Source organism: Paragemmobacter ruber, assembly GCF_009908315.1.
GTDB lineage: Bacteria > Pseudomonadota > Alphaproteobacteria > Rhodobacterales > Rhodobacteraceae > Paragemmobacter > Paragemmobacter ruber.
In genome coordinates this window covers 183,446-199,140 of the sequence record NZ_JAAATW010000001.1, presented here as the reverse complement: position 1 = coordinate 199,140, position 15,695 = coordinate 183,446, and the positions used below count along the sequence as shown (strand labels likewise).

Below are 15,695 nucleotides of genomic sequence, written 5' to 3'. Positions count from 1 at the left end.
ATGGCGGAGACTGGGCAGCCCACAAGCCTGGGCTTCCTGCTGTTTCCGGGCTTTCCGATGGCCTGCCTTACCTCGGCCATCGAACCCTTGCGGGCGGCGAATGAGATCGTGGGGCGGCGGGAATTCGCGTGGCGCCTGCTGGCCGAGGAGGCGGGTCCGGTCCGGTCTTCGGCCGAAGTGAAGTTTGACCCCGATGCCACCTTGGCCGAGGCGGAAGGGTTGGATTGCCTGTTTTTCCTGTCGATGCCGCAGTCGAATTTCGCCCATCCCAAACGGTCGAACGCGCAGGTGCGGCGGATGGATCGGTCAGGCGTTGTGCTGGGCGGGTTTTCAGGCGGGATTTTTCCGCTGGTGCGGTCGGGCGTGATGGGCGGGCATGTCTGTTCGGTGCATTGGTGCTATGAGGCGGCCTTCAAGGCGGAATTTCCCGATATCGCGGCCAGCCAGTCGGTGATCATCCGGGATCGGCGGCGGCATACGGCATCGGGCGCGGGGGCGGTGTTCGATCTGATGCTGCGGATGATCGAGGAAAAGCTGGGGCGCGACACGATGACGGAGGTCGCCTGCTGGTTCCAGCACCCCTTCGTGCGCGCCGATGATGCCAGCCAGAAGGTGCCGGTGCAGAAGCGGGGCGGGACGGATGACATGCTGCCCGACGCGATCCGGCAGGCGATTCAGGTGTTCTCCGATCATATCGAGGATCCGGTGCAGATCTCGGACGTGGCGAGCGCGCTGGGCATGTCGGAGCGGCATCTGGAACGCAGCTTCAAGCAGGCGACGGGGCAGAGCCCGCTGAAATACTATCGCCTGATGCGGTTGAAGAAGGCGCGGCAGAAGGTGCTGTATTCCACCCAGTCGATCACCGAGATTGCCCTGTCGGTGGGCTATGCCAGTTCCACGCCCATGACGCGCCACTATGCCGAAGCCTTCGGTGTGAACCCGGCGGATGAGCGGCGGCGGCTGGTGGGGTTGCGGGGGTTGGCCGGGGCCTTGCCGCCGTCGGAATGATCACGACAGGCCGAGCGCCGCGATCCCCGCAAAGACCAGCGCCACGCCGCCCCATTGGACGGGGCGCATCGGTTCGCGCAGGAAGCGCCATGCCAGCAGGATCGTGACGATCCCGAAGATGGACGAGGCGACGGCGGCATATTCGGCATTCTCCAGCCCACCGGCGAGGGTGACGGCGCTGATCGCGCCCACATCCAGAAGCCCCATCAGGAACAGCGCAGGCCAGATCGCGCCCAAGCCGCCGAGGTTCGGGCGCCGCTGCCAGAGCCACAGGACCGCGATGACCAGCGCGGTGGCGCGGGTGATGGCGGCCACGGGCATATGCGCCCCGGTTTCCGCCGACCATTGCGCCAGCCCGAAGGTGACGGCGAAGGAGACCGAGGCCAGCGCCGCCCAGCCGATGGCCGCCGCGCGGCTGCCCGAGGAGGTGCCGCCTTCGCCGCGCGCCACGATGGCAACGCCTGCGACCACGGCCAGCACGGCCAGCCATTCCTGCACCCCCGCCTCGCGCCCCCGGGCGATGGCGAACAGGACCGAAAGCACCGGGTAAGACCCGCAGATGGGCGCCACCAGCGCGACCGGGCCAATGGTAAAGGCGCGGTAAAGGGCGACATTCGCGCAGACGGCGCCCAGACCCGCCGCCACGGCGAGCAGGGCCTGTTGCGGCCCGACGGCCCCCCATCCCCCCGCCAGCAGCGCGATGGGGACAAGCGGGATCAGGCCAAAGACCGTGACCAGCGCGAAGATCGCCGCCACATCGGCCTTGCCGCCCACGCGGCGGATGGTGAAATCATGCAGGCCCCAGAACAGCGCCGCGACAAGACCCAAGGAAAGTGCAATCACGGTGGCGCCCCATTTCCAGCATCATGGCGCTTGCCCCGAAGGGATCCGCCGCATATTCTTTTTGTGAAACAGATTTTACACTGATGCAACTCTGCCGGAGGCTGCGGCGATGCTCGATCTCTATCCCAAGGTGATGTCCGGCCCGCCGCGCCCCAGCCGCATCCTGACGCCTGCCACGGTCACGGCGCGGGCGGGACGGGAGCGGTATGAGGTGGTGGGCAACGGGGCGATCCTGATCCGGGTGGGGACGGGCGACCGCGTGACCATCGGCAATCCGGAAGGGGGCCAGCGGGCCGAGCTTGTGGCGGCGGATGGGGCCGGGCGGATTGATGCGGGATTGCTGGGCGTGGCGGCCAATTCCGATGCGGGCGGGCTGAAGGCGCTGCTTGCGGCGGGGCCGCGGCTGGGATCGGGCATGGGGGGCCTGCGGCTGGGGCTGGAGCGGCGGGGGATGGACCTGGCCAAGGCGGGCGCGGTGGCGATCTTCGGTGCCGAGACGCCGGCGGGCACGCAGGAAACCTTTACCATCACGCGGGACGGGGTGCTGGTGATCGCCGCGCCGGGCGGCGACATGGCGCCCGACGGGCAGGACACGGCCACGCCCATCACGGTGCTGGTGCAGCGGTCGGCGCTGATGACCGTGGGGCAGTTCGACCTGCCCGATCCGCTGGCCGATCCGGTGCTGGATCTGCGGGTGAAATCCGCCACGGCGCGGGCCTATTTCGTGAAGGCGGGGGATTATATCCAGATCCTCGACGTGGACGGGCGGCAATGCACGGATTTTCAGGCCTTTTCCGCGCGCAAGCTGGACCGTGGCATTGAACATGCGCTGGATGTGACCACCTCGCGCACGCTGATGGGTCATGCCTATTCGATGCCGGGGCTTCACTCGAAATACTACGATCACGACATGCTGCCCCTGTTGGAGGTGGTGCAGGATACGGTTGGGCGGCATGATGCCTTTGCCATGGCCTGCACAGCCAAATATTATGACGACATCGGCTATCCGGGCCATGCCAACTGTTCCGAGAATTTCAACGGCGCCTTAACAGAGTATGGCGTGACCGCCCGGCCGGGCTGGATGGCGGTGAACCTGTTCTTCAATACGGGGATCGACGCGCATGGCGTGCTTTACGCCGATGAGCCGTGGTCGCGCCCGGGGGATTACGTTCTGTTCCGGGCGCTGACCGATCTGGTCTGTGTCTCTTCTGCCTGCCCCGATGACACGACGCCCGCCAATGGCTGGTACCTCAGCGATATCCATGTCCGCACCTATTCGGGTGAGGAGAAGTTCAGCCGCGCCGTCGCCTGGCGCGCCACCCCGGATTCGGAGCCGAAGATGACCAAGGACACCGCTTTTTCCGAACGCACGGGGGCGCTGACGCGCCATGTGGTGGAATACAAGGGATACTGGCTGCCGCAGGTCTATGCGGCGGATGGTGCGATTCAGGAATATTGGGCCTGCCGCGAGAAGGCGGTGGTGCTGGACCTGTCGCCCCTGCGGAAGTTCGAGGTGACGGGGCCGGATGCCGAGGCGCTGATGCAGTGGACGCTGACGCGGGACGTCAAGAAGCTGAGCGTGGGGCAGGTCGTCTATTCCGCCATGTGTTACGAACATGGCGGGATGATCGACGATGGCACGCTGTTCCGGCTGGGGCGCGACAATTTCCGCTGGATCGGCGGGGATGATTACGGCGGCATCTGGCTGCGCGAACAGGCCGAAAAGCTGGGCCTGAAGGTGATGGTGCGGTCATCGACCGATCAGTTGCACAATCTGGCTGTGCAGGGGCCAAACAGCCGCGAGATCCTGCGGCGGATGATCTGGACCGCGCCGCATCAGCCGACGGTGGAAGAGCTGGGATGGTTCCGTTTCACGGTGGCGCGGCTGGGCGGGCCGGAGGGGGCGCCGCTGGTGGTGTCGCGCACCGGCTATACCGGCGAATTGGGGTATGAGCTGTTCTGTCACCCGAAGGACGGAATCGCACTATATGATGCGATATGGAACCATGGGCGCGATCTGGGGCTGCGGCCGATGGGCCTTGCCGCGCTGGACATGGTGCGGATCGAGGCGGGGCTGATCTTCGCGGGATATGATTTCAGCGATCAGACCGATCCGTTCGAGGCGGGCATCGGGTTCACCGTGCCGCTGAAATCCAAGACGGATGATTTCATCGGGCGGGACGCGCTGATCCGGCGGAAAGAGAACCCGCGCTGGAAGTTCGTGGGGCTGGAGATCGACGCGGCGGTGGATGTGGGGCATGGCGACACGATCCATCTGGGCCGCGCGCAGGTGGGGGTGGTCACCTCGGCCACCCGGTCGCCGCTTCTGGGCAAGAATATCGCGCTGGCGCGGGTGGATGTGGCCCATGCCGAGGTGGGCACGGCGCTGGAGGTGGGCAAGCTGGACGGCCAGCAGAAGCGGCTGCCTGCGGTGATCGTGCCCCTGTCGCATTACGACCCCAAGAAGACGCGCCCGCAATCGTGATTCCGGGTGGCGGGGCGGGGCGGTTTGCGCTATGGCGCGAACCATCCCGCCCGACATGAAAGGATGCCAAGATGAAGGCCGCCGTCGTCACCTTCCCCGGTTCCAACTGCGACCGCGATCTTGCCGTGGCCTTTGAGCGGGCGGGGTGGCAGGTCACCCGGGTCTGGCACAAGGACACCGCGCTTCCCGCCGGTGTGGATGTGGTGGGCGTGCCCGGCGGGTTTTCCTTTGGCGACTACCTGCGCTGCGGCGCGATTGCGGCGCAATCGCCCATCGCGGCGGCGATCCGGGCGCATGCAGCGCGGGGCGGCTATGTGCTGGGCATCTGCAACGGGTTTCAGGTGCTGACCGAGATGCAGCTTCTGCCCGGCGCGCTGATGCGCAATGCGGGGCTGAAATTCGTCTGCCGGATGGTCACCTTGCGGGTGGCCACGGCCGAGACGGCCTTTACCGCCGATTATGCCCGCGGGTTGGAGATCGTGCTGCCCGTGGCCCATCACGACGGCAATTTCACCATAGATGCCGAGGGTCTGGCACGCCTGCAGGGCGAGGATCGCATCGCGTTTACCTATGCGGACAATCCCAATGGGTCGATGGGGGATATCGCGGGCATCCTGTCGGAGAATCGCCGCGTGCTGGGCATGATGCCCCATCCCGAGCGGGTGGTGGATCCGGCGCAGGGCGGAACCGATGGCGCGGCGCTGTTCAAGGGCCTGTTGGGCGGGTTGGCGCTTGCCTGACGGGGGCTTTTGCCCCCTGCGCTTGAAGGCGGGGGCGGGGCGGGCCTAGATTGCGCCCATGAGTGACGCCGCAACCCCGCTGAATGACGCCGAAACCGCGCCGGGCATTTCCTGGCGGGTGAAGCTGGCCATCGCCCTGATGGTGATTCTGGCGATCGGCGTCGTCTTGGTGACCAATCGCTGGTTGTCGGACCGGTTCACGGAAACGACGCGCAACCGGGCGGAATTGCGGCTGGCGCTTTATTCCGGGAACATGGTGTCGGAGTTGCAGCGTACGTCGGTCGTGCCGCTGTTGCTGGCGGGCGATCCGGCGCTGGTCGAAGCGCTGCGGACGCGCAACTTTCCTGACACGTCGCAGAAACTGATCCGCGTGCAGGCCGAGATCGGCGTGGCGTCGATCATGCTGATTGATGCGGACGGGCGCACGGTGGCGGCGACCAACCGCAACCTTCTGGGCACCAACCACCGCTCCAGCGGGTATTTCGTGGAAGCGGTGCGCAACAAGGACACGGTCTTTACCGCGCAGGCGCGCGAAGGGGGCGGGTTCGATTTCACTTATTCGCGTGCGGTGATCATGGATGGCCGGGCCGGGGGGGTGATCGTCGTCGCGGTCGATCTGATGAAATACGAACGCGCCTGGGCGGGCCTGCAGGATGCGGTGATGGTGACCGACAGCGAGGGAACGGTGATCCTTGCGACCGAGCCGCGCTGGCGCGGCCTGCCGATGGAAGAGGCGCTGGCCGTGCGCGATGCGCCTTCGGCCCTGAGCCGCGCCTTGCAGGCCACGGCTGACTGGGCGCAATCGCCGCCCGATGCCTATGTGCGCGGCGAGGCGGTGATGAAGACCGAGGCGCGGGTGCCGTTCCGCGGCTGGCGGATGGTGACCTTCACCGCCTATGATTCCGTCCGCGAACGGGTGAACGGGATCCTTGCGCTGGAGATCATGGGTTTTGCCATCCTGATGGCGCTGACGTTCTATTTCCTGTCGCGCAAGGCCTGGTCGCAGAGCGTGAGCTTTCAGCGGGAATCTGCGGAACTGAGGATGCTGAACGCGCGGCTGCAGCGCGAGATCGCCGAGCGCGAGAAGGTGCAGAAGGATCTTGCGGTGGCCGAACTGACGCTGGCGCAATCGTCCAAGCTGGCCGCGCTGGGCGAGATGTCGGCGGCGGTGAGCCATGAGTTGAACCAGCCGCTGGCCGCGATGAAGACCTATCTCGCGGGCGCGCGCCTTTTGTTGCAGCGCAAGCGCCCGGAGGAGGCGCTGTCGTCCTTCCAGCGCATCGACGACCTGATCGAACGCATGGGAGCGATCACGCGGCAGTTGAAATCCTATGCCCGCAAGGGCGGCGAGGCCTTCGAGCCGGTCGATCTGCGATCGGCCCTGTCGGGGGCGCTGTCGATGATGGAGCCGCAGTTGAAGCAGCGGGTGGTCAAGATCACCCGCACCCTGCCGCGCACGCCGGTGATGGTGATGGCCGACCGGATCCGGTTGGAGCAGGTGATCATCAACCTGTTGCGCAACGCGCTGGATGCGACGCGCGACCGGGCGGATGCGCAGATCGACCTGATCCTGTCATCGGGCGATGTGGCGTTGCTTGCGGTGCGCGACAACGGCACCGGGATCGTGGATTTGGATAACCTGTTCGAGCCGTTCTACACCACCAAGAAGCCGGGTGAGGGGGTGGGGCTTGGCCTTGCCATCTCATCCGGGATCGTGACGGATCTGGGCGGCCGGTTGACGGCGCGCAATGCCGAAGGCGGCGGGGCGGTTTTCGAGATGCAGTTGCCCCTTTTGGGCCGAGAAGTTGAAGCAGCGGAATGAGGTTGGAATGGCGCGGGCGATGAAGGTGGCGATCGTCGATGACGAAGCGGACATGCGGCAGTCCATCAGCCAGTGGCTGGCGCTTTCCGGGTTTGACACGGAAACCTATGCCAGTGCCGAGGACGCGCTGAAGGGCATCGGGCCGGAATTTCCGGGCGTGGTGGTCAGCGACATCAAGATGCCCGGCATGGATGGCATGGCGTTCCTCAAGCGCCTGATGGGCATGGATTCGGGGCTGCCCGTCATCATGATCACGGGCCATGGCGACGTGCCCATGGCGGTAGAGGCGATGCGGGTGGGCGCCTATGACTTTCTGGAAAAGCCGTTCAACCCGGACCGGATGACGGAACTGGCCAAGCGCGCGACGCAGGCCCGCCGCCTGACGCTGGACAACCGCGCGCTGCGCAAGGAATTGTCGGACGGGTCGGTGCTAATGAAGAAGCTGATCGGGTCGAGCCCGGTGATGGAGCGGCTGCGCGAGGACATCCTCGATCTGGGGCAGGCGGATAGCCATGTGCTGATCGACGGGGAAACCGGCACGGGCAAGACGCTGGTGGCCCATGCGCTGCATGCCGTGGGGCCGCGGGCGACGAAGAAATTCGTCACCATCTCTTGCGCGGCGTGGTCGGAGGATCAGCTGGCGGCCAAGCTGTTCGGCCCCGGCGAGGATGGCCAGATCCCGCTGGTGGAAGAGGCGCGGGGCGGCACGCTGTGCCTTGAGGATGTGGAAGCGCTGAGCCAGCCCTTGCAGGCGCGGCTTCTGACGCTGATCAACGATCAGGGCACGCCGCCCGAGACGCGCATCATCGCCATCTGCAACGCGCATGCGCCGGACAAGACGCTGGAGGATGTGCTGCGGTCGGATCTCTACTACCGGCTGGGGGCGATGACGATCCTGTGCCCGCCGCTCCGGGTGCGGGGCGAGGATATCCTGACGCTGTTCACCCGCATGTCGGAACAGTTCGCCGAGGAATACGGCTGCGAGGCGCCGCAGGTGACCGCGCAGGAGGCGGCGCAGCTGTTGCAGGCGCCGTGGCCGGGCAATGTGCGCCAGCTGGTGAACATCGCCGAGCGCGCGGTGTTGCAGAACCGCCGGGGATCGGGGTCGATCGCCAGCCTTCTGATGGCCGATAACGAGGCGTCGGGGCCTGCGATGACGACGGAAGGCAAGCCCCTAAAGGAATATGTCGAGGCGTTCGAGCGGATGCTGATCGACAACACGATGCGCCGCCACAAGGGCAGCATCGTGGCCGTGATGGATGAGCTGTGCCTGCCGCGCCGGACGCTGAACGAAAAGATGGCCAAATACGCGTTGAGCCGGTCTGATTACACCTGACATCGTGTGCCGTCCGGGCCGCAGGGCTGCACCCGGCGGAAGCGCGCGGGTGGTGCAGCGATGCGGGCCGGGCGGCGCAGATCGGGGGTTGAAAGCGGCGGGGCCGCTGCAACCCCTGTGAAGGTTTGGGGTCATTCGTTAAATTCCCCCATTGTGTTTTCCGCGACTTTGCCGCTAGGGTCGCCTGATGCGGGGTTTGCCCCGCCGTGGAATTCTCTGCCCCTTGTGCCGCAGCCCGTTAGCGCTGCCGCGCCGGGGGGCAGTCGGATCGGCCGAAAGGTCGTCAGTTTGCCCGTCAGGTCGCAGGACGCAGCGGGCTTAATCAGGTGGGTGCCGCAGGGTGCCCGAAAGAGAACCGCGATGATGCGCGCGATTTTGATGACGAAAGCCGAGGGATGCCCACAGGGCATGGCCCGGCTTTTCGCCCCGCGCCACATTGCCCAGACAAGCCGCCTTGACCCGTCCGACCCCGATCCTGGAGCTTGCTCCGGCAGGGGAAGGCCGTGCCGGGGCGCGACAGGACAACATGGCCAAGAAAATGCTGATCGACGCCACCCACGCGGAAGAAACCCGCGTCGTGGTGGTGGATGGGAACAAGGTCGAAGAGTTTGACTTTGAAACCGTAAACAAGCGCCAGCTTGCGGGGAATATCTACCTTGCCAAGGTGACGCGGGTGGAGCCTTCACTCCAGGCGGCTTTTGTGGATTATGGCGGGAACCGTCACGGGTTTCTGGCATTCGCCGAAATCCACCCGGATTACTATCAGATCCCCGTCGCGGACCGGAAGGCGCTGCTCGAGGAAGAGCGCGCCTATAACCGTGCGCAGGATGAAGAGGACAACCGCCGGTCGCGCCCCAAGCCGCGCCCGCGCCCCGAGACGGCCAAGCGCGACGAGGTGAAGACCGCCGAGATCGGCGGGATGGATGTCGTCGATCTGGACGAGGATGAGGGCGCGGCCACGCTGGTGGACGAAGGCGGCGCGGGCCCGGCCGAGGCATCGGCGCCCGAAGGCGGGAACGCGCACCGCCATGACCACGCGCATGAGCCGGCCGCCGAGGCCGAGGGGGGCGCCGAGAATGGCGAGCGCGCCTATCGTGCCATGGACCATGCCAGCGAGACCGATGACGAGATCGAGTCGGTCGCCGAAGAGGATGTGGCCGAGGAAATCAGCGCGCCGCGCAAGCCGCGCCATCGCCGCTACAAGATTCAGGAAGTGATCAAGGTCCGGCAGATCATGCTGGTGCAGGTCGTCAAGGAAGAGCGCGGCAACAAGGGTGCGGCGCTGACCACCTACCTGTCGCTGGCGGGCCGCTATTGCGTGCTGATGCCCAACACGGCGCGGGGCGGCGGGATTTCCCGCAAGATCACGGTGGCGGCGGATCGCAAGAAGCTGAAGGAAATCGCGGGCGAGATCGAGGTGCCGGAAGGTGCGGGCCTGATCATCCGCACGGCGGGCGCCAAGCGGACCAAGCCCGAGATCAAGCGCGATTACGAATACCTGATGAGGCTGTGGGAGCAGATCCGCGAACTGACGCTGAAATCCATCGCGCCGGCGGCCATCTACGAGGAAGGCAACCTGATCAAGCGGTCGATCCGGGATCTCTATTCCCGCGAGATCGACGAGGTGCTGGTCGAGGGCGAGGCGGGCTATCGCACCGCCAAGGACTTCATGCGCATGATCATGCCCAGCCATGCCAAGCTGGTGAAGCGCTATGACGAGCAGATGCCGCTCTTCGCCCGCTATCAGGTGGAAAGCTATCTGGGCGGGATGTTCAACCCGACGGTGCAGCTGAAGTCGGGCGGCTACATCGTGATCGGGATCACCGAGGCGCTGGTCGCCATTGACGTGAACTCGGGCCGGTCGACGCGGGAAGGGTCCATCGAGGACACCGCGCTGAAGACCAACCTCGAGGCGGCGGAAGAGATCGCGCGGCAATTGCGCCTGCGCGATCTGGCCGGTCTGATCGTGATCGACTTCATCGACATGGAAGAGCGCAAGAACAACGCCGCCGTCGAGAAGCGTTTGAAGGAAAAGCTGAAAACGGATCGGGCGCGGATTCAGGTGGGGCGCATCTCGGGCTTTGGCCTGTTGGAGATGAGCCGCCAGCGCCTTCGGCCGGGGATGCTGGAAAGCACCACCCAGCCTTGCCCGCATTGCCATGGCACGGGGCTGATCCGGTCGGACGATTCGCTGGGCTTGCAGATCCTGCGGGCGCTGGAAGAGGAAGGCACGCGGAAGCGGTCGAAGGAGGTGCTGCTGAAGGCGCCGGTCGGCATCGTGAACTTCCTCATGAACCAGAAGCGCGAACATATCGCGCTGATCGAGGCGCGCTATGGCATGAGCGTGCGGATCGAGGGCGACCCGTCGCTGGTGAGCCCCGATTTCGTGATCGAGAAGTTCAAGACCGCCACCCGCGTGGTGCCGGAGATTTCGTCGGTCATCTCGGGCCATGCCGGGCTAATGGGCGCGCCGGTGGACGAGGACGAGGATGACGATCTGCCGCTGGACGAGGAACTGGACGAGGCCGAAGAGGGGGCCGAGGACAGCACCGAGGGCCGGAGCGAGACGCGTGGTGAGCCGCGGGGTGAGGGGGCGCCAAAGAAGAAGCGCCGTCGTCGGCGGCGCAAGAAGAGCGGATCGGGCTATGGATCGGGCGCGCAAGGTGGCGAGTTTGAGGCTGATGACGGGTCTGATGAGGGCGCTGACGATGGTGCCGACGATGGCGAGGACGAGGCGGATGAGGGCGGCGCAGCCAGTGCTGAGGATGCGCCTGTCGGGGCGGTAGGCGCGGCAGAGGGCGCGCAGGCGCCAGAGGCCGAGGCCGGGGAAGAGCCCAAGAAGAAGATCACCCGGACCCGTGGGGGCAGCGCGGCATCGCGGGCCAAGAAGCCCGAAGCAGCGACGGTGGTTGCCGAGGCCCCGGCGGCCGAGGCCGTGACTGACGCTGCGGCGGAGGACCCGGCGCAGGGTAAGCCGAAGAAGACCACGACATCGCGATCGACGGCGTCGAAGACGGCGGCGTCGAAATCCGGGGCAGCAAAGGCCGCGCCGAGCAAGGCCGCCGCCAGCAAGACCGCCAAGGCAGAGGACGGCAACTCTGAGGGTGGCAAGGCTGAGGGTGGCAAGGCTGAGGGCGGTAAGGCTGAGGGCGGCAAAGCCGGGGCTAGCAAGGCTGACGCGGACGGTGCGCCGAAGGCAGGCACCTCGCGCAGCCGCAGCAGCACGAGCAAGGCCAAGGCTGCCGAGGCCGAAGCTGTGGCCGTGGCGCCTGCCGAGGCGCCCGCTCCGGCAGCGGAAGCCTTCCCCGCCGATCCGGGGATGGAACCGGCGCCGACGGCGGCGCTGATCGCCGATCCGGGCGAGGCGGCCGTGGCGGCGATCGAACCGCAGGCCCCCGCAGCCGCGCCAGCGCAGACCGAGGCCGAACGCAAGGCCGAGGCCGACAAGCCGCGCAAGAAGGGCTGGTGGTCGCTCGGCCGCTGAGGCGGGTGGCGCAGGACTACGGGAGGGCCGGGGCGCGTGTTCCGGCCCCCTTCGCTTTGGTCAACGCCAGCCAAGCGGCGCGCCTTGCGGCGCAATTCTTTTGGGTCGCCTGCGCGGCCTTCGCCGCTTGGCTCCGCCCGGGGGTGCCCCCCGGACCCCCAGGTATTTGGGCCAAGATGAAACCCGTGGCGGAAGGGCAGGTCAGTCGCCGCGCGCGATCAGGTAGGCGGTGACGGGGCCTTCGTCCCGGGTTGCAAGGAAGCGGTGCCCGGCCTGCGTGCAGAAATGCGGCAGGTCTATCGCGGCCATGCGATCGGTCGCGGTCAGGCGCAGGATCTGGCCGGGCTGCATGGCGGCAAGGGCCTTGCGCGCCTTGAGCACGGGCAGGGGGCAGAGCAGCCCCGCACAATCAATCTCTACATCCCAACGGTCCATACGGGGCAGATAGCGCAATCGTTGCAGCGCGGCCACGGCAATGTGACAATCCGGCGTGGTGACGGAACGGGGGGAAGCGGGTATCAGAGGGGCATGTTCGGGTTGGACATCATAGATGCGGGCTTGCTTCCCGCGATGCTGGTGGCGCTGGCGGCGGGGATTCTGTCCTTTCTGAGCCCCTGCGTGCTGCCCATCGTGCCTCCCTATCTGGCCTATATGGGCGGGATCAGCCTGCGCGAGGTCAGCGGGCCTGCGGCCGCGGCCGGTGCGGCGCGGCGGCGGGTGATGCTGCCTGCCTTGTTCTTCGTGCTGGGCCTGTCGACGGTGTTCCTTCTGTTGGGGTTCACGGCGAGCGCGTTCGGCGCCTTCTTCCTGACCAATCAGGAACGGTTCTCGCAGGTGGCGGGTCTTGTGGTGCTGGTGTTCGGGCTGCATTTCCTTGGCGTGTTCCGCATCGGTCTGCTGGACCGCGAGGCGCGGCTGGATGCGGGGGACAGGGGCGGATCGGCCTTTGGGGCCTATGTTCTGGGCCTTGCCTTTGCCTTTGGCTGGACGCCCTGCATCGGGCCGCAGCTTGGCACCATCCTGTCGCTGGCTGCGCAGGAGGGATCGGTGGAGCGGGGGACGGTGCTGCTGGGCATCTACGCGGCGGGTCTGGGCATCCCCTTCCTGCTGGCCGCGCTGTTCATCGAGCGCGCGATGGGGATCATGCAGCGGCTGAAGCCCTATATGCGCTGGATCGAGCGGGCCATGGGTTTGCTGCTGGTGGTTGTGGGGTTGGCGCTGCTGACAGGGGCCTTCACCGATTTCAGCTGGTGGCTGCTGGAAACCTTTGACCGGTTCGGTATTCCGCTCTTGGGCTGAGGCCCGGGACGCGCCATAGTGGCGGGGTAACGGGTGCGGGGCGTGCAATGGCGGGGTTGACGGCAAGAGAGACCGGACAGGTGCGGCGGCGGCGCGTCTTCTATATCCCCGGTTTCGATCCCCTGCAGACCCGGCGCTACCGCCAGTTCTATCGCAGCGAGGGGCCGGCACAGGCGGCGATCTCGGGCTATGTGCTGGAGGTCGGCGCAAAGCGCGGTGATGCGGCGCATGGCTGGTCGGTGACAGCGCAGATCGACGGCGAGGGGGTGGAGGCCGAGGTCGAGGTGCTGGCCTGGGCCGACATCATCAGCGGGTCAATGCGGCGGACGATCCTGGCGACTTATGGCCAGATGCTGCGGACGGCGTGGATCTATGTGGCGTCGGGGGCGCTGTTCCGGCTGGGGCGGCTGCGCAAGGGGCCGACGCTAGCCGCGCTTTACCCGGTGGTGATGCTGAGCCTGCAGGCGGGGGTGGCGGGACTGTCGGGGTGGGGCCTAGGCCTTGGCTTGGCGGCGGCGGTGCCGGGCTGGGCCGGGGTTATGCTGGGTTTGGGCGCGGGGCTGGTGCTGGCTGTGGCCGTGCTGCGGCTGTTCCAGCGGGCGGATCGCCGGTTCCTTGCCTATTACCTGATGCATGATTACGCCTTTTCGGCCGGGCATTGGGGGGCCTATCCGCCGGAGATGGAGGCGCGGATGGCGGTGTTCGGGGCGCGCATCCGGGCGGCGCTGGACAGTGGGGCGGATGAGGTGCTGGTCGTGGGCCATTCGTCTGGCGCGATCCTTGGCGTGTCGATCCTGTCCGATCTGATCCGGGCGGGGGTGCCTGCACAGGGGCCGGTACTTTCCTTCCTGACACTGGGGCAGGTGGTGCCGATGGTGTCTTTCCTGCCCGAGGCCCGCCGGCTGCGGGGCGATCTGGCCTATCTTTCGGCGCGCGAGGAGGTGACCTGGGTCGATGTCACCGCGCCGGGGGATGGCTGTGCCTTTGCGTTGTGTGATCCGGTGGCGGTGACGGGGGTGGCGCCTGCGGGCAAGCGCTGGCCCTTGGTCATCTCGGCCGCGTTCAGCCAGACTTTCAGCCCGGAGCGGTGGCGGCAGATGCGGTTCCGCTGGTTCCGGCTGCATTTCCAGTACATGTGCGCCTTCGACCGGCCCGGTGATTACGACTATTTCCGCATCACGGCGGGACCCCTGACGCTGGGCGCGCGGTATCGCGGGCGCAGCCCTTCGAAAAGCCGGATCGAGCGGGCGCTGTCGGGCCATCGGAGCGTGGCATGAAGGTGCCGAAGCCCAAGCCGAGGCCCGAGCGTGTTTCGTGGTGGCGCTATCTGCGGCTGTTCCGGGCGGATATCCTGTCGGCCCAGCCGGCGCGGCTTTATCGCGCCTGGATGGCGGAGTTCCGCACGCCCTTCTTCCGCAGCTACATGTGCAATGACCCTGTGCTGGTGCGGCTTGTGCTGCAGGAGCGGCCCGACGATTTCCCGAAATCCGATCGGATCCGCGAGGGGCTGGCGCCGCTGCTGGGGCAGTCGGTCTTTGTCACCAATGGCGAGATGTGGAAGCGGCAGCGGCGGATCATCGATCCGGCCTTCGAAGGGGGGCGGCTGCGCGACACCTTTCCCGCCATGTGGGCGGCGGCCCAGGCGGCCGTGGCGCGGCTGTCCGAGGGCGTGGTGGAGGTGGAGGAATTCGCCAGCCATGCGGCGGCGGATGTGATCTTTCGCACGCTGTTTTCCGTCCCGATCGAGGATAGGGATGCGGCGGCGGTGTTCCATGCCTTCCGCGCCTATCAGCGCAGGCAGCCCATCCTGAATCTGGCGGCCTTTGTTCCCCTGCCGCGCTGGTTGCCGCGCGGGTTCCGGCGCGGCACGCGCGCGGCGGCGGCAGAAATCAGGGCGTTGATCACCGCGATGACGGCGCGGCGGGCGGCAGAGATCGCGGCTGGGACGGCGCCCGATGATCTGGCGACCAAAATCATGGTGACGGCAGACCCGGTGACGGGAGAGCGGTTCGGGACGGAGGAGATGGTGGATCAGGTCGCCATCTTCTTTCTTGCGGGGCATGAAACGAGCGCGAGCGCCTTGGGCTGGGCGCTGTGGCTCTTGGCGGCGCATCCCGAGGTGCAGGAGGCGGTGGCGGCGGAGGCGGCAGGGATGGTGCCGGAGTTTTCTGCCCTGTCGCGGCTGCGGCTGACGCGGGATGTGTTCCGCGAGACGCTGCGCCTGTTTCCGCCCGTGCCGATGATGGTGCGCGAGACGACCTGCCCCGAGGCGTTTCGGGGGCGGGCAGTGAAGCCCGGGGCGCAGGTGGTGCTGTCGCCCTGGCATCTGGGTCGGCATGAGCGGATCTGGTCCGATCCCGATGGCTTTGACCCCTCCCGCTGGGGGCGGGAGGAGACGAAGGCGGCGGCGCGGGATGGCTGGCTGCCCTTTTCGGCAGGGCCGCGGGTCTGCACCGGGGCGGGTTTTGCCATGGCGGAGGGGGTGCTGCTGCTGGCGATGCTGGCCCGGGCCTTTCGCTTCGAGGTGGTGGAGGGGCGGGTGCCCGTGCCGGTGGCGCATCTGACGGTGCGGGCGAAGGATGGGATCTGGCTGCGGGTGACGCGGCGTGGAGGCGAAATCTGACATCCGTCCTTCGGGGATGGCGAGAGCTTGTTCTCGCCCAAAATTTTTCGAAAAA

11 protein-coding genes are annotated in these 15,695 nt (G+C 66.8%); 9 read left to right on the top strand and 2 right to left on the bottom strand.

The annotated features are described in order from the left end of the window. Entirely contained in the window at window positions 1-1,008 is a 1,008-nt protein-coding gene (locus tag GU920_RS01000; protein ID WP_161765049.1) for a GlxA family transcriptional regulator, read from the top strand. Here GU920_RS01000 and GU920_RS00995 read toward each other — a convergent pair whose 3' ends face one another. After that, the gene (locus tag GU920_RS00995; RefSeq protein ID WP_161765047.1) at window positions 1,009-1,851 is read right to left on the bottom strand and encodes an EamA family transporter; all 843 of its coding nucleotides are present in this window, start codon (window positions 1,849-1,851) and stop codon (window positions 1,009-1,011) included. 109 nt (window positions 1,852-1,960) lie between these two features. Between GU920_RS00995 and GU920_RS00990 the strand changes: the two genes are divergently transcribed. The 5 genes from GU920_RS00990 (at window position 1,961) to GU920_RS00970 (ending at window position 11,718) form a co-directional block, all read left to right on the top strand. Beyond that, window positions 1,961-4,336: a DUF1989 domain-containing protein gene (locus tag GU920_RS00990; protein WP_161765046.1), complete on the top strand. Its 2,376-nt coding sequence runs from the start codon at window positions 1,961-1,963 to the stop codon at window positions 4,334-4,336. A gap of 71 nt (window positions 4,337-4,407) precedes the next feature. After that, window positions 4,408-5,076 (top strand): phosphoribosylformylglycinamidine synthase subunit PurQ, encoded by a 669-nt coding sequence (gene purQ / locus GU920_RS00985; protein WP_161765044.1) that lies wholly within the window; start codon window positions 4,408-4,410, stop codon window positions 5,074-5,076. A 58-nt stretch (window positions 5,077-5,134) separates the two neighbouring features. After that, window positions 5,135-6,898: a sensor histidine kinase gene (locus tag GU920_RS00980; protein WP_161765043.1), complete on the top strand. Its 1,764-nt coding sequence runs from the start codon at window positions 5,135-5,137 to the stop codon at window positions 6,896-6,898. A 7-nt stretch (window positions 6,899-6,905) separates the two neighbouring features. Further along, window positions 6,906-8,234: a sigma-54-dependent transcriptional regulator gene (locus GU920_RS00975; RefSeq protein WP_161765041.1), complete on the top strand. Its 1,329-nt coding sequence runs from the start codon at window positions 6,906-6,908 to the stop codon at window positions 8,232-8,234. Window positions 8,235-8,760: 526 nt separating this feature from the next. Beyond that, window positions 8,761-11,718 carry an Rne/Rng family ribonuclease gene (locus GU920_RS00970; RefSeq protein WP_161766465.1) on the top strand — a complete coding sequence of 986 codons (2,958 nt, stop codon included), beginning with the start codon at window positions 8,761-8,763 and terminating at the stop codon, window positions 11,716-11,718. Window positions 11,719-11,919: 201 nt separating this feature from the next. On the opposite strand, the gene GU920_RS00965 is transcribed toward GU920_RS00970, so the two are convergent. Then, window positions 11,920-12,153, bottom strand: coding sequence for a sulfurtransferase TusA family protein (locus GU920_RS00965; protein ID WP_161765039.1), 234 nt, complete (start codon window positions 12,151-12,153; stop codon window positions 11,920-11,922). A gap of 93 nt (window positions 12,154-12,246) precedes the next feature. On the opposite strand from GU920_RS00965, the gene GU920_RS00960 reads away from it, so the two are divergent. The 3 genes from GU920_RS00960 to GU920_RS00950 are packed head-to-tail and all read left to right on the top strand — an operon-like array spanning window position 12,247 to window position 15,640. Then, window positions 12,247-13,017 carry a cytochrome c biogenesis CcdA family protein gene (locus GU920_RS00960; protein WP_161765037.1) on the top strand — a complete coding sequence of 257 codons (771 nt, stop codon included), beginning with the start codon at window positions 12,247-12,249 and terminating at the stop codon, window positions 13,015-13,017. Between the two features lie 47 nt (window positions 13,018-13,064). Further along, a complete protein-coding gene (locus tag GU920_RS00955) occupies window positions 13,065-14,294 on the top strand; it encodes a hypothetical protein (RefSeq protein WP_161765035.1) in 1,230 nt (409 codons plus the stop codon). Then, window positions 14,291-15,640, top strand: a complete 1,350-nt coding sequence (locus tag GU920_RS00950; protein WP_161765033.1) for a cytochrome P450 — start codon at window positions 14,291-14,293, stop codon at window positions 15,638-15,640. The genes GU920_RS00955 and GU920_RS00950 overlap by 4 nt, the downstream gene beginning before the upstream one ends. Window positions 15,641-15,695: the final 55 nt, after the last annotated feature.